The organism is Bacillus sp. OTU530 (assembly GCF_038440375.1).
Genome location: NZ_JASATP010000003.1, coordinates 175,854 through 197,437, shown reverse-complemented (window position 1 = coordinate 197,437; position 21,584 = coordinate 175,854). Strand labels below are relative to the sequence as shown.

Genomic DNA, 21,584 nt, shown 5'->3' with positions numbered 1-21,584 from the left:
TTTTTCAAAATTCTTCGGTAATATCAGCTGCATGCAGCACAAGCTTCGCCCCTTGTTGAATAAGCCAATTTGTGCCTGCCGATGTTTCCATATGGATGGGTCCCGGAATAGCAAACACTTCCCTGTTCTGTTCTAGGGCACAGTCAACTGTAATAAGGGAGCCGCTCCTCTCCTTTGCTTCCACTACAACAACGCCCTTTGACAACCCGCTTATAATACGATTTCGCCTTGGGAAGTACCACTTTTGCGGCCGAAAGTGCGGCGGATATTCTGTTACATATAAAACATACTGAGAATGCTTTTGTAATACAGTATAGTTGTCTTTTGGATATATATACCGAAAACCTCCTCCAAGCACAGCAATTGTATACCTATTTTGGTGTGCAGCGCTAATATGCGCTGCCATATCAATGCCATATGCCATACCGCTGACGATCACCCAATCCTCTTTCAAAAGCTCTGACAAAATAGATTGTACGCTCAAGATACCGTAATGAGAGGGGCGTCTTGTACCAACAACAGCCAGTTTTTTCTCATGCTGCATAAGAAAAAGATCACCCTTCCCATATAATACAAACGGCGGATCAGCAATCTCTTTTAGAAGGCTCGGGTATGTATCATCAAAGATAGTAGTATAACATATATCATGACGCTGTAACTCATCTAAAATAGAGGAAATCGTAATGGAATGAAGGGTAGAATAAAGCTGAGCAGCTCGTTTGGAGGAAATAGCGAGCAACGAGGAAAAATCATGAGGAGAGAGGTTATACAACTGCTTTAAGTCTGGGTCCCAGCGCAGCAAACGTTCCATTGCCCGCCAGTTATCAGCAAGACTGTGATGCAAATGAAGCAAACGTTCCCGTTTCGCTTTCATAATACGCCCCCTTTACCGTAACCTAATGGTATGCAAAATAGAAGGGCACTCTCCTAAAAGAGAGCATCCTTCTATTTTCATCTTTCAGCGTCTTTCCATGAGAAAGCAGCCGCCTCAAGCCCAAGATGAAGCAAACTATTACATTAGTGTGTTTTGCAAGATTCTAATAATCCCTTTTCTTCTAGCACAGAGATTAATGTCTCGCCCATCACGGATGGAGTTGGTGCTACTTTAATGCCGCACTCCTCCATTGTTTTAATCTTCTCAGCAGCTGTGCCTTTGCCGCCAGAAATGATAGCACCCGCATGGCCCATACGTTTGCCGGCAGGCGCAGTTTGACCGCCGATAAAGCCTACAACCGGCTTTTTCATATTTGCGCGTACCCACTCAGCCGCTTCCTCTTCCGCTGTACCGCCAATCTCACCAATCATGATGACAGCGTATGTATCCTGATCCTCATTAAACGCTTGCAATACATCGATGAAGTTTGTGCCATTTACAGGATCCCCGCCGATTCCAACGGCTGTAGACTGACCAATTCCAGCCACAGTTAATTGATGTACCGCTTCGTATGTTAAAGTACCGGAGCGAGACACAATGCCAACGTGACCTTTTTTGTGAATATAGCCAGGCATAATACCGATTTTGCACTCTTCAGGCGTGATTACACCAGGGCAGTTTGGTCCCACTAAACGTGTTTTCTTGCCTTCCATGTACTTTTTCACCTTAACCATATCAAGGACAGGGATACCCTCTGTAATACATACTACTAAATCAAGTTCCGCATCTACCGCTTCCATGATAGAATCAGCGGCGAACGCAGGTGGAACGTAAACAACAGAGGCAGTTGCACCCGTCGCTTGCACTGCTTGCTCAACTGTATCAAAAACAGGTACGCCAATAACCTCCGTACCGCCTTTGCCAGGAGATGTGCCGCCAACGATTTGCGTTCCGTACTCGATCATTTGTGTTGCATGAAATAAACCTTGTTTACCTGTAATACCTTGTACGATTACCTTTGTATCCTTATTAATAAATACGCTCATCTTTCTCCCCCGCTTTCTGTTAGCCCACAAGCGAAACGATTTTTTGTGCACCGTCTGCCATCGATTCAGCAGCTGTAATATTCAAGCCGGACTCACTTAAAATTTTCTTGCCAAGCTCTACATTTGTGCCTTCTAGGCGCACAACAAGAGGCAGCTCTAGACCAACCTGCTTCGTCGCTTCCACAACACCGTTTGCAATCACATCACACTTCATAATACCGCCAAAGATGTTAACGAAAATTCCTTTTACATTTTGGTCAGAAAGGATGATTTTAAACGCTTCCGTTACCTTTTCTGTTGTTGCGCCGCCGCCTACATCCAAGAAGTTTGCAGGATCCCCGCCGTAATACTTAATGATATCCATTGTCGCCATCGCAAGACCTGCACCATTTACCATACAGCCAATATTGCCATCTAAAGAAATGTAGTTTAGGTCATATTTAGAGGCTTCAATCTCTTTTGGATCTTCTTCATCTAGATCGCGAAGCGCAAGAATATCCTTATGGCGATATAATGCATTAGAGTCAAAGTTCAGCTTCGCATCAAGCGCCATAACTTTGCCGTCTCCTGTTACAACAAGCGGATTGATTTCCGCAATGGAACAGTCCTTCTCCACAAATGCTGTGTACAAGCTCATCATGAACTTCGCAGCCTGCCCGACAAGCTCCTTTGGAATATTGATATTGAACGCAATACGGCGTGCTTGAAAGGCTTGTAAGCCTACAGCCGGGTTGATATATTCTTTAAAGATTTTTTCTGGGGTTTTCTCTGCTACTTCCTCAATTTCAGTTCCGCCTTCTTCAGAGGCCATCAATACAACTTGTGAAGTAGCACGATCTAATACTAAACCAACATAATATTCTTTTTTAATGTCACAGCCCTCTTCAATAAGTAAGCGCTTTACTTCTTTGCCCTCTGGACCTGTTTGATGGGTTACAAGCGTGCTACCTAAAATTTGCTCCGCATATGTACGAACTTCCTCTAGGCTTTTTGCTACTTTCACGCCTCCAGCTTTGCCGCGTCCGCCGGCATGGATTTGTGCTTTAACTACGCATACAGCTGTTCCTAATTCTTTTGCAGCTTCTACAGCTTCTTCTACTGTGAAAGCCACTTTCCCATTAGGAACGCTTACACCATAGTTTCTAAGGACCTCTTTGCCTTGATACTCATGGATATTCATGGTTCCCATCCTCCCCATTGTTAGTGAACGAATAAAACACTTCGGTATTATTGTATAAAATCTCACAAAGACTGTCTATAAGAAAGTATCAAGAATAAAAATATTCTAAAAATATAGAATTTATATTTTTATTGAAGCAATGGAAAACCGGCCCCCTCTGCAGGAGGACCGATAAAGATAGCTACTGTTAAGTTTGTCCCATTCTAGAACAGAACTTTCACTTGCCAGCTTCTTATATACCAAACCGCATATTTATACCATATGTTTAATAGGAGCAAATGATTTTCGATGTTCCGGCAATATCCCATGATGCTCGATCGCAGCTAAATGCTCCTTTGTCCCATAGCCTGCGTGCTTTTCAAAGCCATACTGCGGATAGCGCAGACCAAGCTCCTTCATCATCCGGTCACGCGTCACCTTTGCGACGACAGAGGCAGCTGAAATGGATATACTTTTGGCATCACCTTTGATAATGGACGTTTGCGCAATCGGAAGCGGCAGCTTCATTGCATCGATGAGCAAATGCTGCGGTGTGATAGATAAACTTCCAATCGCCTCTATCATCGCCTTTTTTGTTGCTTCGTATACGTTGATTTCATCAATTTCTTCAGCGCTGATAATGCCAATCCCAATGGCAAGCGCCTGTTCTTGAATAATAGAGAAAAAAGCTTCTCGCTTCGCTTCACTGAGCTTTTTCGAATCGTTCAGTCCCGCTAAATAAAAATTTCCAGGCAAAATAACCGCCGCCGCTACAACCGGTCCAGCCAGCGGACCTCTGCCAACCTCATCAACGCCCGCTATAAGCGTAATGCCTTGAGAGCGAAGCGCTTTTTCATACGTTGACATGTAAGAAAACAATTGCTGATCCTGCTGCTGCAGCTGTTTTTGTTTTCGCCAACTAGCTATGAGCTTTTGCACTCCTTTTCGTTCATCCTGCAGCAATTCGACAAAGCGCTGATCCTGTTCCGTTTCTATTTCCTCTAGCAACAGCTTTATTAATTTAATCGTCCGCACTGCCATATAGTCCCCCCTAATAAAGAAAACTCGCCGACTGGCGAGCCCTGTCCTTGGGCGAAGCCAGAGGCGTAGCCCTACTTATATTTTATTCCTAAAATTTCTCACTACGTCGAGCTGTCTTCCAGCTAGAAATTTATCCTTGCTTAAAGTGATATAAAAGGCACGCATATGCGCACCTTTTATGCTTCTATTTCTGCATATTCATTCGGCTCTTCGAAAGTAATTCGCCCTAGCTTACCAGCTCGCAACTCTCTCAGCACAATTTCTGCCGTTTTATCGTAATCAATGATGCCGCCGCTTAATAAGCAGCCTCTTCGCTTTCCGATGTCATCAAATAACTCCACAATATCCTCAGAAAGATGGGTGAGATTATAGCGTTCCTTTAACTTTTCTGGATAATGTGCAGAAAGGAAGCGGAGCGCATAGACAGCCACATCTTGTAAATTTAAAATGGCGTCCTTAATTGCACCGGATGTGGCTAGGCGAAGCCCAACTAGCTCATCTTCGAATTTTGGCCAAAGAATCCCCGGCGTATCAAGCAATTCAAGTTCCTTACCAACCTTAATCCATTGCTGTGCAGTCGTTACCCCTGGCCGGTCACCTGTTTTGGCAATATTCTTTTTCGCAATTTTATTGATCAACGTTGATTTTCCTACGTTCGGAATCCCAACAATTAATGCACGGACCGCCCTTGGATTGACACCTTTAGCAATCATTCTATCGAATTTTTCCTTCACCAATTCCTTACAGGCAGCGGTAATTTCTTTCATCCCCTGCCCCGCTTGCGCATTAATAGAAATGGCTTTAAAGCCCTTTTGCTCAAAATACGCAATCCATTTGCGTGTTAGCCTCTCGTCCGCCATATCAGCTTTATTTAATACAACGAGACGGGGCTTATGAGCAATAATTTCATCAATCATCGGATTTCGGGACGAAGCAGGAAGACGGGCGTCAACGAGCTCAATCACTACATCGATTAGCTTTAACTGCTCCGTTACTTGGCGCCTTGCTTTTGCCATATGTCCGGGAAACCATTGAATTGTCATATTATCACCTGCTTACGATTAATACTAGCCTGCCGACCGGCAAGCTGGTTTGTGTTTCTATCTATTTTTCGATAATGCGGGCATCTTTAATCGGCCAGTACACAATATTTGCCTTGCCGATGACTTGATCCATAGAAATGGTTCCGATTGTTCGGCTATCCTTGCTAAAACGGCGGTTGTCACCCATAACAAACAGCTGCCCCTTAGGTACAGTACGAGCTCCTGTAACTTCTTCAAGTGTGAAGTCATATGTAAGAGATCCTTCTGTTACTTGCTTTTTATATGTCTCTAAATACGGCTCTTCATACGCTTTCCCATTTACATATAATACATCATTCTTATACTCGATACGATCGCCCGGCAGTCCGATAACCCGCTTAATATAGTCTTTATCCTCTGTTGCCCGAAACACAATAATATCAAACCGTTTCGGTTCTCCGAGATTATATCCGAGTTTATTCACAATCATACGATCCCTGTTATGTAATGTCGGCATCATGGAAACACCATCAACTAAAATCGGCGCAAAGAGGAAGTGACGAATGACAGCTGCAAGCACAACGGCTACAACAATCGCTTTAATCCATTCCCACGTTTGGCTTTTTTCCTTCGCCATATATATTCTCCTCCATAGGTGGTGTGTATAGGCCATATCGGAAAAAGGGAGCTTGTACATACAAGCTCCCATACAGTCATTATCGAATTTCTTTGATACGTGCTTTTTTACCGCGAAGGTTACGCAAGTAGTACAATTTCGCACGGCGAACTTTACCGCGACGCATTACTTGGATTTCCGCAATACGTGGTGTGTGTAATGGGAATGTACGCTCAACGCCTACACCGTAAGATACTTTACGAACTGTAAATGTTTCGCTGATTCCGCCGCCACGACGTTTGATTACAACGCCTTCGAACACCTGGATACGCTCGCGAGTACCCTCTACTACTTTTACATGCACACGCACTGTGTCCCCTGGACGGAATGCAGGTAAATCAGTCTTTAATTGGGATTTTGTGATTTCTTCAATCAATTGTTGCATTTCTGATTCTCTCCTTTTAAACCGATGCTCTTACACTCTATCTCCTGCAGCGGAACATCGTTGTTAATGCGACGTAAGTCACAAGGGATATCTTAACACATATGAACCTAGCTTGCAATAGCTATCTAGGAAAGTGTTAAGCCTTTTTACTTGTCTTCTTCAAATTCACGCAGCCACTGCTGCTCCTGCTTTGACCAGTCACGCCCCTCAAGCAAATCGACACGGCGCATATACGTGCGGCGTAACGATTCCTTCCGGCGCCATTCCTCTATCTTGGCATGATTGCCCGATAGCAAAACATCCGGAACCTTCATCCCCCGGAAGTCAGCGGGACGTGTATAGTGGGGATGCTCTAACAGACCTGTGCTGAACGAATCCTGAACGTGCGACTCCTCCTTGCCAAGCACCCCTGGCAGCAAACGAACAACACTGTCTGTGACAACCATGGCGGCCAGTTCGCCGCCTGTTAAGACATAGTCCCCAATAGAAATCTCATCCGTTACGAGATGCTCCCGGATCCGTTCATCGTAGCCCTCATAATGACCGCAAATTAAAACGAGATGCTCTTCCTCTGCCAACGCTTCCGCTTTTCGCTGCGTCAGACGCTCTCCTTGCGGGCACATGAGAAGAACACGCGGCTTTGTTTCAGCAGTGCCTGTAAGCTGCTCCACCGCATCAAAAATCGGCTGCGGAGCAAGAACCATGCCTGCCCCTCCTCCGTACGGATAGTCATCCACGCTGCCATGCTTGCTTGCTGAGTACTCCCGGAAATTTACAACACGGATGGATACAGCTTCTTTTTCCTGCGCTTTTTTTAAAATCGAAGAACCGAACACACCTGTGAACATTTCAGGAAACAATGTTACGATATCGATTTTCATTCTAACAACCCTTCCATCACATAAATTACGACAAGTTTATTTGCCACATCAACCTTTAATACAACATCTGCAATATATGGGATATAGGCTTCTTTTCCGTTCGGACGCTTCACGACCCAAACATCATTTGCACCTGGAGATAGAATCTCTGTAACCACGCCAAGCTCTTCTCCATCCTCGGAAACAACCTTACAATCAATAATTTCATGGTAATAATACTCATTTTCCTCAAGCTTGCCAAGCTGGTCCTCTGACACCTTTAAAAAGGAGCCCTTAAACTGTTCGACGTCGTTGATATTGTCATAGCCCACAAATGTAAGAAGATCAAAGGTTTTATGCGTACGGTGCGATGCAACCTTCACTTCAATCGGCTCTTTGCTTTTCTCCTTCCAGATGTATAGCGTACTGCCTTTTTTGTAACGCTCCTCAGGAAAGTCTGTGCTAGAAATCACACGGACTTCTCCTCGTAAGCCTTGCGTATTCACAATCTTCCCAACGTTAAACCATTTTGCCATAGGATGATCCACTCCGTTTTCTCATTTATGTATGTATATTAGTTTCTCCATAACTTTCTTCGCTTAATAAAGAAAAGCGGACAAGGCCCGCCTTTTATGGCAGCGTAGGGGTGAGCCGGAGTAAAAGGCGCTTTTTACCTTTTGCGGAGGTTCAGCCCGGAGTCTGCCATTTTGGGCCTTGGGAGCTAGACATCGCCCCTAAAAGTTATATTTTCTTATCTTGTACAGAAAACTCGCCGATTGGCAAGCCCTGCTCTTGGGCGAAGACAGAGGCGTAGTTGTACTTACACATCGCCTTACATTTTCCTAAATTGCAAAAAAGGGAGAGGAACAATCGTCCTCGCCCTTTTTCCCGCTATTGAATTTCAAGCGTCAGCTTTTCGTTTTTTTGATAACCAGCCGCATAAACGACGGTCCGAATCGCTTTTGCAATACGGCCTTGCTTGCCGATTACTTTTCCAACATCCTCAGGATGTACAGTTAATCGATATATGGTAGCTCCATTAGTCGTGTCTTGTGTAACCTTTACATCCTCAGGATAATCCACAAGGGCCTTGACAATCGCTTCGATTAACCCCGTCATACGCCGATTACTTGCCTTGGCGTGCTACGTGGAACTTCTCTAAAATACCTTGTTTAGAGAACAAGTTGCGAACTGTGTCAGATGGTTTCGCACCGTCTGCCAACCATTTTAATGCTGCTTCTTCGTTGATTTTGATTTCAGCTGGTTGCGCAACTGGATTGTAGTAGCCGATTTCCTCGATGAAACGTCCATCACGAGGAGAACGAGAATCTGCAACAACTACACGATAGAAAGGAGATTTTTTAGCTCCCATACGTTTTAAACGAATTTTAACTGCCATTTATAAAGCACCTCCGAATTTGTTTCACACAGATACTAATATTAGCAAATGTGTTTAGGGTTGTAAAGTATAAATTCTTAACAGCTTATTTTTTCCTTCAGCTATCTTGCTATTTACATGAAGGGAAACTTAAAGCCGCCTTTTTTCTTGCCTTTTTGCATACTTGTCATTGTTTTCATCATCTTCTTCATATCATCAAACTGCTTGAGAAGACGGTTTATCTCTTGAACAGTCGTCCCGCTTCCCTTTGCGATCCGCTTTTTGCGGCTGGCATTGATGATTTCCGGCTGCTCTCGTTCTAGTTTTGTCATTGAACGAATAATAGCCTCAACATGACCAATTTGCTTTTCGTCCACCTGAACGTTTTTCAAGCCCTTCATTTTGTTGGCACCAGGAATCATACCAAGCAATTCATCAAGTGGTCCTAGTTGACGCACTTGTCCCAATTGCTCCAAAAAGTCATCTAACGTAAATGACTGTGTACGCATTTTTTCTTCAAGCTCTTTTGCTTTTTCCATATCAACATTGGCTTGTGCTTTCTCAATAAGCGTCAGCACATCCCCCATACCTAAAATACGGGAAGCCATACGCTCCGGATGAAACGGCTCAAGCGCATCAAGCTTTTCGCCCATACCTGCAAACTTGATTGGCGTGTTTGTGACAGCTTTAATAGACAGAGCGGCGCCACCGCGCGTATCACCGTCTAGCTTTGTAAGCACAACACCCGTCAAGCCAAGCTGTTCATGAAAACTTTGTGCCACATTAACCGCATCTTGCCCTGTCATCGCATCAACAACAAGGAAAATTTCATCAGGTTTTGTAACCTCTTTTACTTGCTTGAGTTCATCCATAAGCGTTTCATCAATATGAAGACGACCTGCTGTATCGATAAGTACATAGTCACGATGCTCTTCTTTCGCCTTTTCGATCGCTTGTTTTGCAATTTCCACTGGGCTTACTTGATCACCAAGGGAAAAAACAGGCATATCAATCTGCTTTCCAAGTGTTTCAAGCTGTTTGATAGCGGCAGGACGGTAAATGTCGGCTGCTACAAGCATTGGCTGGCGATTATACTTTTTGCGAAGCAAATTTGCAAGCTTTCCTGTTGTTGTCGTTTTACCAGCGCCCTGCAGACCTACCATCATAATGACAGTCGGCGGACGACTTGCGACAGCAATTTTGCTTTGCTCACCGCCCATAAGCTGCGTGAGCTCATCCTGTACAACCTTGATAACCTGCTGCCCAGGCGTTAAGCTTTTCATCACATCTTGCCCAACAGCACGCTCAGACACGCGTTTCACAAAGTCTTTTACTACTTTAAAGTTAACATCTGCTTCCAGCAAAGCAAGACGCACTTCGCGCATCATTTCTTTTACATCGGCTTCGGTAACTTTCCCTTTGCCGCGGATTTTCTGCAATGTCTGTTGAAGTCGGTCGGCTAATCCTTCAAATGCCATAATGCCGTCCTCCTACTCTAAATTTTCAATAGCTTCAACAATGTGCTTCACTTCTTCGTTCACATGCTCGTGTTTATTAAGTACATCCTGCATCTCTGCAAGAAGCTGCTGCCGTTTTTGAAACTTTTCAAACAATAACAGCTTTGCTTCATACTCCTCAAGCATTGCTTCTGTACGCTTAATATTGTCGTATACTGCTTGGCGGCTTACTTCAAACTCCTGAGCAATCTCACCGAGCGAGTAGTCGTCTAAATAATAAAGAGACATATAGCTTCGCTGCTTCGCAGTTAACAACGATTGATAAAAATCGTATAAATAATTCATTCTCGTTGTCTTTTCGAGCACGTTGATCACCCTTTGTTAAGTGAATTCCCTTTACAACATTAGTGTACAGAGAAATAAAACACGTGTCAAGCCTTTCCTCTTGCAAGCTCTATTCTGCTTCCTTATCGATCAAGTCTCCAAACAAGCCGTATACATACTGTTCAGGGTTAAATTCTTGAAGATCGTCCATTTTCTCACCAAGACCAACAAACTTTACAGGCACCTTCATTTCATTTCGGATTGCAAGCACAATCCCGCCTTTTGCTGTACCGTCAAGCTTCGTTAATACAATCCCGCTTACGTCTGTCACTTCACGGAAGGTTTTTGCCTGACTTAAGCCGTTTTGTCCTGTTGTCGCATCAATCACAAGCAGCACTTCATGAGGTGCACCGGGAACCTCGCGCTCAATAACGCGCTTTACCTTCTCAAGCTCCTTCATCAGATTGACTTTATTCTGAAGGCGGCCTGCCGTATCGCAAAGCAGTACATCTACCTTGCGCGCTTTCGCTGCCTGAACCGCATCGTACATCACAGCTGCCGGGTCAGATCCTGACCCTTGCTTAATGACATCCACGCCTACACGCTCTCCCCATACTTCGAGCTGCTCAATAGCACCGGCGCGGAAAGTATCCCCAGCCGCCAGCAAAACTGTTTTTCCTTGGCTCTTCAATCTGTGTGCAAGCTTACCGATTGTTGTTGTTTTTCCTACACCGTTGACGCCAACAAACAAAATGACAGTAAGCTCATTTTCTTGCAGATGCAATTCGCCGTTAAAATCATCATCGCTTTTATAAATTTCTACGAGCTTCTCAGAAATAACCGCCTGCACGTCCTTTGTATCCTGAATATTACGGCGCTTTACCTCATCCTTTAGCTCTTCAATCAGCTCCATTACCGTTGTCACACCAACATCGGCGCCAATTAGAATTTCTTCTAGCTCTTCAAAAAAATCCTCATCTACTTTTCGATACCGGTATACAAGATCATTCACCTTTTCAGAAAAGGAAGTACGTGTTTTTTCAAGACCTTGTCGAAACTTTTCTGTTACTGATTCTGTTTGACGGGAAATTGTTTCCTTTAACTTTTTAAAAAAACTCATTACGCCACATCCTTTCTAATCATTCGCAATTGCTTTAGCATCATCATCAAGCCGAACAGAAACAAGCCTAGAAACGCCAGACTCCTGCATGGTAACACCATAGAGCACATCGCATTCCTCCATTGTTCCCTTTCGGTGCGTAATGACGATAAATTGTGTTTCTTGACTGAACTTCCGTAAATACTGCGCAAAGCGCGATACGTTCGCTTCATCGAGCGCCGCCTCTACCTCATCAAGTACACAAAACGGAACAGGCCGCACCCGTAAAATAGCAAACAAAAGTGCAATTGCGGTGAACGAACGCTCCCCGCCAGACAGCAGTCCAAGATTTTGCAGCTTTTTCCCAGGCGGCTGTGCTACGATATCAATGCCTGTGTTCAATAAATCCTTTTCGTCTGTCATAATCAAGTCTGCTCGTCCACCGCCAAACAGCTCGCGAAACACCGCTTGAAATTCAGTGCGAATTGCCCCAAATGTATAAGCAAACCGCTTCTTCATCTCTTCATCCATCTCGCTGATAACCCCATGCAGCGTATTCTTTGCCTCCTGTAAATCACCGCGTTGTTCGAGAAGGAAATGATAACGTTCGGACACTCTCTCATATTCTTCAATCGCACCTAAGTTCACTGTGCCAAGCTCCTCAATAGACAGCTTGATCAGCTTTACCCGTTTACGCGCCTCTTCTACAGGCATCATAAGCGAATATTTCAGTTTTGCCGCTTCATACGAAATTGTATACGTTTCACGCAGCTGCTGCAGTCGATTCTCCAATTCTACATCGAGACGCCCTAGCTGCACTTCCTGATCTTTGACGACATCCAGTACATATTTATGCTGCCGCTTTGTTTCCTTCGTTTCTCTTTCCGCATCCTCTAATGCAGTTTGAAGACCGAGACGCTGCTCCCGGCGCGCACTAATCAATTCAACTGTCTGATTCCGGTCATGCGCCTTTTTCTCAATTTGCTCCGACAAATGAGCCTCTCCGCTTGAGCTGGAAGCTGTCTCGCGCTTCAGCAGATCTAAATCCCCCTCTGCCCTAGACAGTATTTCATTTGCATCACCCTGTTCCCGCAGCAACCGAGTCACCGTTTCCTTCTGATTCTGCAAACGCTGCTGCTCCTGCGCAACCTGTACTTTGATATCTGTAATTTCGGTCTGCAGCTTTTCCTTGGAGGAGCGCTGCTCACTTTTTTGCTTCGTTAAACTCTTCATCTGTTCGTCTAACGTTGCAATCGTTCCACTGATTTGCTCAAGCTCTTGCTGCAGCACTTTTTCTCTCTCCGCTGTCTTTGTGTGCTCCTCATGAAAATCATTCATCTCTAAATCGTAAAGAGCAAGACGGTCATTGATACGATGCTCTTCCACTTCTAACTGGGTAATCTCTTCTTTTTGCACACGCTCATTTGCCCGGATATTCTCAATAAGCGTCCGAAGCTCAGACGCCTTCTTTTCTAGCCCGCCGATTTCACTTTTTAAAGATTGAATATATTTCTCTAGGGCACTCGTTTTATGCTCCATATCCGCCAGCTTCTCCGTCCATGCCTCAAGCTCTCGCTGCCGTCCAAGCAACGATGTTTTCGCCTGCTTTACAGCGCCCCCTGTCATGGATCCGCCTGGGTTCACCACATCCCCCTCAAGCGTAACAATGCGGTATCGATATTGCAGCAATCGCGCCAGCTCATTCGCACCTTTTAAATCACTCGTCACAATAACTGTCCCGAGCAAATTTGTAATTACACTCCGGTACGGTGGCTGATACGCAATAAGCTCAGACGCCACACCTATAAAAGCTGCATGCTGCTGCGCAGCCTGCAAAATGTCAGATGATATATATCTGCCCTTGATTGCTGTCATTGGCAAAAACGTAGCACGCCCATACTGATGCTTCTTCAAAAAAGCAATTGCTCCTCTGGCATGCTGTTCCTCTTGGACAACAATGTGCTGGGCCGCGGCGCCTAATGCTGTTTCAATAGCGGTTTCATATTTCTCGGGTACAGTAATAAGCTCAGCAACAGCTCCTTCGACTCCATCCAGCCGTCCGCCGCGCTCTTTCAGCACTTCCCTGACGCCTTGATAAAAACCGGTATATTCCTCTTGCATTTCCTCAAGCATTTCTTTACGGGAACGCGCCTTTTGTAAATATTGGTACGCTTGATACAGCTTCGCTTCATCCTCTGTTTGCTGCGTTCTCATACGTGCAACCTTTTGCTCAGTCTCCTGCAGCAGCGAGATGTGCTGGGCCATAGCTGACTGAAGTGCTTCATACTCGACATTTAAACGTGCCTTCTTCTCTTCAATAGAAGTTCGCAACTCTAAAAATTTACTATTTTCTTCGTTTAGACGTCTCGTTTTAAATTCCTTCTGCTTCGTTTGCTCGCCTATTAAAACCGACTCATTCCGAAGACCAGCCTGCTTGTTCAACAACTCGATATAGTCGCCTTGCAGCTTCTCAATTTCTTCCTCGACGTTTTGTTCATATGTCATCATGACCTGCTGATGCTGATGGAGACGCTGCTCTAGTTCCTTTACTGAATGAGCGAATGCTTGCAGCTGGCTCTTTTCTTGCTTCACATCCACTTCATATTGCTGAAGTTTTCTCGTTAAATCCTGGATGGTTTTCTCGAGCTGTGTGCGGTTGACAGCCGCATTCTTTTTCCGCTCCTTTAGTACTTCCCTTTGCCCCTCAAGCTTCTCAAGCTCCTTGCTTGATAGGAGAAGCACCTCCTGCAAAGAAGCGATTGACTCATCAATAGCATGCATATGCTCGCGATGCTCCTCCGTCTTCGCCTCACCTGCTTGCAGCTTTGCGGACAGCTTGACTTCGTGATCTTTATTGTTTGCAAGCTCTTCCTGCAGGCGTTCCCATTTCGTATGCAGCTCCTCAATTTCATATACGATCAGGGCTGTTTCTACCTTTTCCAGCTCTTCCTTCTTTTCCAGATAATCCTTCGCAACAGAGGATTGGATGCGAAGCGGCTCAATCTGGCTGCTCAGTTCGTGGATAATATCCTCAACACGATTTAAATTTTCCTGTGTTTCCTCGAGCTTCGCCTCTGCCTTTTTCTTGCGTGTTTTATATTTCAACACTCCGGCTGTTTCCTCAAAAATCCCCCGGCGATCCTCAGATTTACTGCTTAAAATCTCCTCGACCTTCCCTTGGCTAATAATCGAAAACGCTTCCCGGCCCATGCCCGAATCCATAAATAAATCAACGATATCCTTAAGGCGGCATGATTGCTTATTAATCAAAAAGTCACTATCCCCAGAGCGGTATACGCGCCGCGTTACACTTACCTCATTATATTCAATGGGCAGCTGCTGATCCTCATTATCAAGCGTTAATGTTACCTCCGCTATGTTGAGCGATTTACGCGAATCACTGCCAGCAAAAATAATATCCTCCATTTTTGCACCGCGCAGTGATTTAACAGATTGCTCGCCAAGAACCCAGCGAATCGCATCTGTAATATTGCTTTTACCACTTCCATTCGGACCGACTACCGCCGTGACACCTGGAACAAAGTCAATGGCCACGCGCTCTGCGAACGATTTAAATCCAACGATATCTAGTCTTTTGAGGAACATTTATCACTTTCCCCCTTTTTACGCAGAATGAATCCCCCTTTGATCAGGGGGATTCATTCTTGATGTTCTTTTAGCTTTTTTAACGCTTCCTCTGCGGCATGCTGCTCCGCTTCCTTTTTTGATTTTCCGCTTCCCAGGCCCAAGGCCACTCCATTTAAAGTAACACGGGAAATAAACTCACGATTATGCGCAGGACCCTTCTCCTGCAAAATTTGATACTCAATGCTCCCGCTGCCGTCACGCTGAATCAATTCCTGCAGCTGACTTTTAAAATCCATCACATGAGAAAAAGCACCCTCGTTAATTTTCGGATACACGATATGTTTTAAAAATTCCCAAACGCGCTCTAACCCTTGATCTAAGTACAGCGCCCCAATAAATGCCTCAAACACATCCGCCAATAGCGCCGGGCGTTCACGTCCACCTGTCATCTCCTCGCCTTTCCCTAGTAAAACAAGCTCACCAAATGACAATTCATTGGCAAATTGCACAAGAGATGGTTCACAAACGATAGCAGCGCGAAGCTTTGTAAGCTCCCCCTCGCTCATAGTCGGATATTTTTGAAACAAATATTGGGAGATGGTTAGTTCCAATACCGCATCTCCTAAAAATTCCAAACGCTCGTTATCTTCATGAGGTTTTTTGCGATGCTCATTCACATAAGATGAATGCGTGAAAGCTTGAATTAGCAGCTTTTCATTCTGAAATGCAATGCCCGTCCTGTCTTGAAACTGTTTGAAAGCCTCGCGATATTTCGCTTCAAATCTTTTGTCTCTATGTCTTCTGTACGGCATAGGTTCCTCCTAAACATCCGCAGGTATGCATATATGCTGAGAAAGCCCCGTAGAAACGGGACTTGCTCAAAATCTTATACGTGGCTCTCTATGTAGCTAACAGCATCGCCAACAGTTGCGATTTTCTCTGCATCCTCATCGGAAATTTCCATTTCGAACTCATCTTCTAACTGCATAACAAGTTCTACTACATCTAAAGAATCCGCACCTAGATCCTCTTTAAAATTAGCAGAAGGGACTACTTCTGTTTCGTCTACTCCAAGACGATCTACGATGATTTTTGTTACACGCTCTAAAACGTCTGACATTATGGTTCACCTCCCCTCAAGTATTATATTAGATATTGTACAGAAAAACTAGACAAAATCAATTCTTTGTTATATAAAGGGACCCCTACATGCTCATGCCGCCGTTGACATGCAGCGTATGGCCTGTAATATAGCCGCTGCGATCGGATGCAAGGAACGTTACCGCATGCGCAATATCATCCGCCTCACCGAACTTTGCAAGCGGAATCAGTTTTAGCATTTCCTGCTTTACCTCTTCTGTCAGTTTGTCCGTCATATCTGTTACGATAAAGCCAGGCGCAACCGTGTTTACCGTGATATTGCGAGGCGCAAGCTCCTTTGCCGCAGTTTTCGTTAAACCAATCACACCAGCCTTCGCTGCCACATAGTTTGCTTGTCCAGGGTTTCCTGTTACCCCAACAACAGAGGCGATGTTGATAATGCGACCAGCGCGCTGCTTCATCATATGGCGGGATACTGCTTTTGTTGTCAAAAATACGCCTTTTAGGTTCGTATTAATGACTGCATCCCATTCTTCTTCCTTCATACGCATTAACAGATTATCTTTTGTAATGCCGGCATTATTGACAAGAATGTCAATTTTTCCAAATGTATCTACAGCTTGCTTGATCATCGCGTTTACTTCCTCACCGTTTCCGATGTCAGCCTTTACTGCAATCGCTTCGCTGCCAAGCTTTTGAATTTCATCGACTACTTCCTTTGCCTTTAGTTCGTTGCCTGCATAGTTAACAACTACCTTTGCGCCGTTCTTTGCCAATTCAAGCGCTACAGCGCGGCCGATTCCGCGGGACGCTCCTGTTACAACTGCAACCTTATCTTGTAGCATCAGCCTTCTCCTCTCAATTTTGAAATTGTGCTCTGAAGCGTTTCTTCATCGTAAATTGCATATGTCTGCACAGATGGAGCGATTGATTTCATCAATCCTGCCAACACTTTACCTGGACCAATTTCTACAACTGTATCTACACCTAGTTCTGCCATACGTTCAATTGCTGGATACCAAAGCACTGGAGAATAGAGCTGCTCGACTAGCTTTTCCTTGATTTCTTCTTTGTTTGTTATCACGTCTGCTGTTACGTTTGCCACTACCGGGATGCTCGCGTCATGCATTGCGATCCCATCAAGGACCGCACGGAATTTTTCTGCAGCCGGCTTCATAAGAGAGGAGTGAAACGGACCGCTCACGCGAAGAGGAATCGCCCGCTTGGCACCGTTTTCCTTCGCTTTTTGTGATGCAAGCTCCACACCTGTTTTCGTTCCGGAAATTACGATTTGCGCGCGGCTGTTCATATTCGCAATTTGCACTGGGTGTCCTTGCTTTGTTACTTCCTCTGTTGCATCCCGAAGTAAAGCAGGATCCATGCCTAAAATAGCTGCCATTGCGCCTTCGCCGTTTGGCACTGCTTCCTCCATATATTCACCGCGCTTGCGCACTGCATAAACGCCATCTTCAAATGAAAACGCGCCCGCAGCTACCAGCGCACTATATTCACCGAGGCTATGCCCTGCTACATAATCAGGCGTAATGCCAGATTGCTTTAAAGCCGTTAGAATAGCAACGCTTGTTGTTAGAAGAGCTGGCTGTGCATTTGTTGTTAATGTCAGTTCCTCCTGAGGTCCCTCGAATATGAGCTTTGAAAGCGATACACCTAGGATCTCATCAGCTTTCTTGAACACTTGCGCAACCTCTTCATACTGATCTGCTAATTGTTTCCCCATGCCAACAGCTTGCGACCCTTGACCAGGGAACAAAAATGCGATTTTTCCCATTTATTTTACCTCCTCTGTTTGCCTCTCAACCGCCTCTGTAATCGTTGCAACCATATTATTTGCTACCATTTCTCTTGTTTGACGAATCGCGCTGAATACCGCGTGCTCATCAGAGGATCCATGCGCCTTAATCACAGGTGCCTTCAAACCGAACAAGGCTGCTCCTCCATACTCAGAATAATCCATTTGCTTCTTTAATCCAAGCAGCTTGGGCTTTAACATTGCTGCCGCCAGCTTGCTGATAAACGAGCTTGTCAGCTGCTTTTTCAGCAGGGAAAATATAGAAAGAGCCGCACCCTCAAGCGCCTTTAATGCGATATTTCCTGTAAAGCCATCGCTCACAACCACATCGGCAGCCCCTTCTAATAAATCCCGCGCCTCCACGTTTCCAACAAAGTTTAAGGAAGAGTTCTTCAGCAAATCAAATGTCTGTTTTGTTAATTCATTTCCTTTACCGTCTTCCGTTCCTACATTCAGCAGCCCGACGCGCGGCGCTGAAATCCCTCTTACCTTTTCAGCATAAATGCTGCCCATCACTGCATACTGATACAAATGCATCGGCTTCGCATCTACATTTGCGCCAACATCCAGCATAATAAATCCTTTTCCGTCAGTTGTCGGCATTGTCGGAGATAGCGCTGGACGTTCAATGCCCTCAATGCGCCCAATTACAAACAATCCAGCTGCCATAAGCGCACCTGTATTACCTGCTGAGATACACGCATCTGCGTCCCCTTCCTTTACCTGTTGAGCGGTCAATACCATGGAGGCATTCTTCTTACGACGCACCGCTCGTACTGGCTCATCTGTTGCTTCAATCACTTCATCTGTATGTAAAATGGAAATGCGTTCTTCCTTCGTTAAGTACTTGCGAATTTCCTCTTCTTTTCCAACTAGCGTAATATGTATGTCTGAAAACGTTTCGACAGCCTTGATCGCGCCAAGCACAACGGCTTTAGGCGCGTGATCGCCGCCCATCGCATCGATTGCAATTTTCATTTGCTGCTCCCATCCTCACTGTTTTTACTCGACCGATACATTTCAAACTTCCCGGTAAACACAATTTCATTTCCGACAAAACTTCTGACCTCTACCACCGTTCTGCCTTTGTCATTTTCAATATTAGACACGCGCGCTTTTGCCACAACACGCTCCGCTAGCTTTACAGGGCGCACATATTGAATTGTTGCTTTTGCAGTTAGGGCCAATTCTTCATCAATTAAAGCAACCGCCAATGAATTTGCCTGCGCAAACAAATGGTGTCCCCGCGCGATATTATTTCGCTTAAATACATGCTCTATTCCGATATCTAAAATCGAAATCCCCTGTACGTCAAGCTCCATATCGATAATTTCTCCAACAACTTCATCAAGCGGCAACGATTTGACATTTTCCTCTAATTGCTGAACCGCTACATGCTTAATGCGCTCACGAAGCTCAGGAATCGATAATTCCAAGCGGTCAAGACGAATCGTTTGAATACTCACTTGAAATTTTTCTGCCAGTTCCTCATCCGTAATGAACGGATTATCCCGTATCGTTTTCTTTAGCAGCTGTTGCCGTTCCTTCTTCTGTCTTCTCATTAATTTCGCGCCTTCCGATCTTATGACTAGGTACTAATAGTAGTATATAAGCAAAAAAAGCAGAATGCAACAAAAAAGTTTGTTGCCTCTGCTCCCTTAATCTAGCTTCTCTCCTTGAAATACACCGCTCTCCTCTAAATATAGCCGAAGCCCTGCGTATTGCGAAGTATGCCAAAACGCATGTGACTCGACAAGAATTGCGGCATCGCTTCTTGCCGTTTCAAGAGCGCGGTAATCATGGACCATATCTGCCACCTTAAAATCGGGTAAGCCGCTTTGCTTTCTTCCAAAAAAGTCACCCGGCCCGCGCAGCTCTAAGTCTTTTTCCGATAAAACGAAACCATCATTTGTTTCTGTCATAATACGCATGCGCTCTTTTCCAACTTCTGATTTCGGATCGGCGATGAGCATGCAATACGACTGCTCACTCCCCCGCCCAACGCGGCCGCGCAGCTGATGAAGCTGAGATAACCCAAATCGCTCTGCATCGTAAATGACCATCACTGTCGCATTTGGCACATTTACCCCTACCTCTACAACCGTTGTAGATACAAGAAGCTGTACTTCATTTTGGCTGAAGGCCCGCATTACCTCATCCTTTTCCTGTGAGGATAAACGTCCATGCATCAGCCCAACGTTACATTTGTTAGCGAAATAATGAGAAAGCATACTGTGTAAGTCAATTGCATTTTGCACATCCAGCTTGTCTGATTCTTCAATAAGCGGACAAATCACATATGCTTGTCGTCCTTTTTGCAGTTCTTTCTCGACAAATGCCAGCACACGATCCAGCATATCATGCTTCGCCCAATAGGTTTCAATGGTCTTGCGCCCAGCCGGCATTTCATCAATTACCGATACATCCATTTCGCCAAAGGCAGTAATGGCCAGTGTACGCGGAATGGGTGTTGCCGTCATAAATAAAACATCAGGATTTTCTCCCTTTTCCCGTAACACACGGCGCTGCGCCACACCAAAGCGATGCTGCTCATCCGTGATGACAACTCCAAGCCGGTGAAAGTTCACCTCATCCTGAATTAACGCATGGGTTCCGACAAGGATATCAACCTCTCCAGCATGCAAACGCTCCAGCATTTCACGGCGGCGCCCCCCTTTTACAGAACTTGTTAATAGCTCCACCCTCACATCAAATGCTTCAAATATATTAAAGAGAGATTGATAGTGCTGCTCCGCCAAAATTTCCGTCGGCACCATCAGCGCTCCCTGATAACCCGCAAGCTTTGCCGCATACAACGCAATCGCCGCAACAACCGTTTTTCCCGATCCAACATCACCTTGCAACAATCGATTCATTCGATATGCCGATGATAGATCACGTAAAATTTCAGAAACGACCCTCTCTTGCGCCCCTGTAAGCGGGAATGGAAGAGAGGAGATAAACACGCGCAGCTCCGCCTCATCATATTCCTTCTTTGTCCCCGCTGAATTCTCACGCTGCAATTTGCGCAGCGCCTGCATTTTCAACTGAAACAAAAAAAACTCTTCATATACAAAACGTCTGCGTGCTTGTTTCACATCCTGTTGTCCGCCCGGAAAATGAAGAGCCTGCAGCGCAGCGCGCCGCGGCAGCAGCTTATACCGCTGCAGCAAACCATCCGGCAGCGGATCGTTCACGTATTGCCCATATTGCTGCAGCGCTTGTGAAATAAAGCGTCTCATTTGCTTTACTGTCAGCTTGCCTTTAATCGAATATACCGGCTCTACGTCCTGTTGCCGGACAAGTGCACCGAAATGTACCTCCGTAACAGAAATCGTTTGCCGATGCTGATCCCACTTTCCTGTAATGGTAACTGTTTCATCCATCTTCACTTTATCTTTATAATAAGGTCGATTGAAGCATACTGCGTTAATCAAATAACGCTCAACAAGCACGCGAAATGTTAACCTCGATTTTTTCTTGCCGTAATATTGCAAAACCGGAAAGCTATGCACCTTGCCTTCTACGGTAACGCGCTCTTCATGCTTTACTTCTGCAAGATCCCTCATCGCATAATCTTCATACCGATATGGAAAATGCTCAAGTAAATCTTCTACCGTAAATAATCCCATTTCATGCAAGATCACCGCGGTTTCTTCACCAATACCTTTCAAATCTGTAACCGGTGTTTCCAATGTCACGCACATCACCTCCTGCTCCTTATATTGTAACATACATTGCTAGCGCAACGTTTTTGCGTCTAT

At 45.1% G+C, this 21,584-nt stretch carries 22 protein-coding genes; all 22 read right to left on the bottom strand.

What is annotated here, in order from left to right; all coding sequences use genetic code 11:
- Nucleotides 1-4: 4 nt before the first annotated feature.
- The gene (dprA, locus tag AAHB12_RS03505; RefSeq protein WP_129726785.1) at nt 5-874 is read right to left on the bottom strand and encodes a DNA-processing protein DprA; all 870 of its coding nucleotides are present in this window, start codon (nt 872-874) and stop codon (nt 5-7) included.
- 143 nt (nt 875-1,017) lie between these two features.
- Nucleotides 1,018-1,920: a succinate--CoA ligase subunit alpha gene (sucD, locus tag AAHB12_RS03500; protein WP_129726786.1), complete on the bottom strand. Its 903-nt coding sequence runs from the start codon at nt 1,918-1,920 to the stop codon at nt 1,018-1,020.
- 19 nt (nt 1,921-1,939) lie between these two features.
- Complete coding sequence (sucC, locus tag AAHB12_RS03495) at nt 1,940-3,100, bottom strand: ADP-forming succinate--CoA ligase subunit beta (protein ID WP_342044307.1); 1,161 nt, start codon at nt 3,098-3,100, stop codon at nt 1,940-1,942.
- 252 nt (nt 3,101-3,352) lie between these two features.
- Nucleotides 3,353-4,120, bottom strand: coding sequence for a ribonuclease HII (locus AAHB12_RS03490; RefSeq protein WP_129726788.1), 768 nt, complete (start codon nt 4,118-4,120; stop codon nt 3,353-3,355).
- A 176-nt stretch (nt 4,121-4,296) separates the two neighbouring features.
- Nucleotides 4,297-5,163: a ribosome biogenesis GTPase YlqF gene (gene ylqF / locus AAHB12_RS03485; RefSeq protein WP_129726789.1), complete on the bottom strand. Its 867-nt coding sequence runs from the start codon at nt 5,161-5,163 to the stop codon at nt 4,297-4,299.
- Nucleotides 5,164-5,224: 61 nt separating this feature from the next.
- Nucleotides 5,225-5,779, bottom strand: coding sequence for a signal peptidase I (gene lepB / locus AAHB12_RS03480; RefSeq protein WP_342044306.1), 555 nt, complete (start codon nt 5,777-5,779; stop codon nt 5,225-5,227).
- 79 nt (nt 5,780-5,858) lie between these two features.
- Complete coding sequence (gene rplS, locus AAHB12_RS03475) at nt 5,859-6,203, bottom strand: 50S ribosomal protein L19 (protein WP_129726791.1); 345 nt, start codon at nt 6,201-6,203, stop codon at nt 5,859-5,861.
- A 146-nt stretch (nt 6,204-6,349) separates the two neighbouring features.
- Nucleotides 6,350-7,084 carry a tRNA (guanosine(37)-N1)-methyltransferase TrmD gene (gene trmD / locus AAHB12_RS03470; RefSeq protein ID WP_129726792.1) on the bottom strand — a complete coding sequence of 245 codons (735 nt, stop codon included), beginning with the start codon at nt 7,082-7,084 and terminating at the stop codon, nt 6,350-6,352.
- The gene (gene rimM / locus AAHB12_RS03465; protein ID WP_129726793.1) at nt 7,081-7,599 is read right to left on the bottom strand and encodes a ribosome maturation factor RimM; all 519 of its coding nucleotides are present in this window, start codon (nt 7,597-7,599) and stop codon (nt 7,081-7,083) included. The genes trmD and rimM overlap by 4 nt, the downstream gene beginning before the upstream one ends.
- Nucleotides 7,600-7,954: 355 nt before the next feature.
- Entirely contained in the window at nt 7,955-8,182 is a 228-nt protein-coding gene (locus tag AAHB12_RS03460; RefSeq protein ID WP_342044305.1) for a KH domain-containing protein, read from the bottom strand.
- Between the two features lie 7 nt (nt 8,183-8,189).
- Complete coding sequence (gene rpsP, locus AAHB12_RS03455) at nt 8,190-8,462, bottom strand: 30S ribosomal protein S16 (RefSeq protein WP_129726795.1); 273 nt, start codon at nt 8,460-8,462, stop codon at nt 8,190-8,192.
- 113 nt (nt 8,463-8,575) lie between these two features.
- On the bottom strand, nt 8,576-9,919 hold the full coding sequence (gene ffh, locus AAHB12_RS03450) for a signal recognition particle protein (protein WP_342044304.1): 1,344 nt from the start codon (nt 9,917-9,919) through the stop codon (nt 8,576-8,578).
- 12 nt (nt 9,920-9,931) lie between these two features.
- Complete coding sequence (locus AAHB12_RS03445) at nt 9,932-10,264, bottom strand: putative DNA-binding protein (RefSeq protein WP_129726797.1); 333 nt, start codon at nt 10,262-10,264, stop codon at nt 9,932-9,934.
- An 88-nt stretch (nt 10,265-10,352) separates the two neighbouring features.
- On the bottom strand, nt 10,353-11,342 hold the full coding sequence (gene ftsY, locus AAHB12_RS03440; RefSeq protein WP_342044303.1) for a signal recognition particle-docking protein FtsY: 990 nt from the start codon (nt 11,340-11,342) through the stop codon (nt 10,353-10,355).
- Nucleotides 11,343-11,357: 15 nt separating this feature from the next.
- On the bottom strand, nt 11,358-14,927 hold the full coding sequence (gene smc, locus AAHB12_RS03435; protein ID WP_342044302.1) for a chromosome segregation protein SMC: 3,570 nt from the start codon (nt 14,925-14,927) through the stop codon (nt 11,358-11,360).
- 53 nt (nt 14,928-14,980) lie between these two features.
- A complete protein-coding gene (gene rnc, locus AAHB12_RS03430; protein WP_129726800.1) occupies nt 14,981-15,721 on the bottom strand; it encodes a ribonuclease III in 741 nt (246 codons plus the stop codon).
- A 74-nt stretch (nt 15,722-15,795) separates the two neighbouring features.
- Nucleotides 15,796-16,029, bottom strand: coding sequence for an acyl carrier protein (locus AAHB12_RS03425; RefSeq protein WP_129726801.1), 234 nt, complete (start codon nt 16,027-16,029; stop codon nt 15,796-15,798).
- Nucleotides 16,030-16,114: 85 nt separating this feature from the next.
- Entirely contained in the window at nt 16,115-16,855 is a 741-nt protein-coding gene (gene fabG, locus AAHB12_RS03420; protein WP_129726802.1) for a 3-oxoacyl-[acyl-carrier-protein] reductase, read from the bottom strand.
- Nucleotides 16,855-17,799 (bottom strand): ACP S-malonyltransferase, encoded by a 945-nt coding sequence (gene fabD / locus AAHB12_RS03415; RefSeq protein WP_342044301.1) that lies wholly within the window; start codon nt 17,797-17,799, stop codon nt 16,855-16,857. The genes fabG and fabD overlap by 1 nt, the downstream gene beginning before the upstream one ends.
- Nucleotides 17,800-18,798: a phosphate acyltransferase PlsX gene (plsX, locus tag AAHB12_RS03410; RefSeq protein ID WP_342044300.1), complete on the bottom strand. Its 999-nt coding sequence runs from the start codon at nt 18,796-18,798 to the stop codon at nt 17,800-17,802. It lies immediately after the preceding gene.
- Nucleotides 18,795-19,382 (bottom strand): transcription factor FapR, encoded by a 588-nt coding sequence (gene fapR, locus AAHB12_RS03405; RefSeq protein ID WP_129726805.1) that lies wholly within the window; start codon nt 19,380-19,382, stop codon nt 18,795-18,797. The genes plsX and fapR overlap by 4 nt, the downstream gene beginning before the upstream one ends.
- A 96-nt stretch (nt 19,383-19,478) precedes the next feature.
- Nucleotides 19,479-21,527, bottom strand: coding sequence for an ATP-dependent DNA helicase RecG (gene recG / locus AAHB12_RS03400; RefSeq protein ID WP_129726806.1), 2,049 nt, complete (start codon nt 21,525-21,527; stop codon nt 19,479-19,481).
- Nucleotides 21,528-21,584 lie beyond the last annotated feature (57 nt).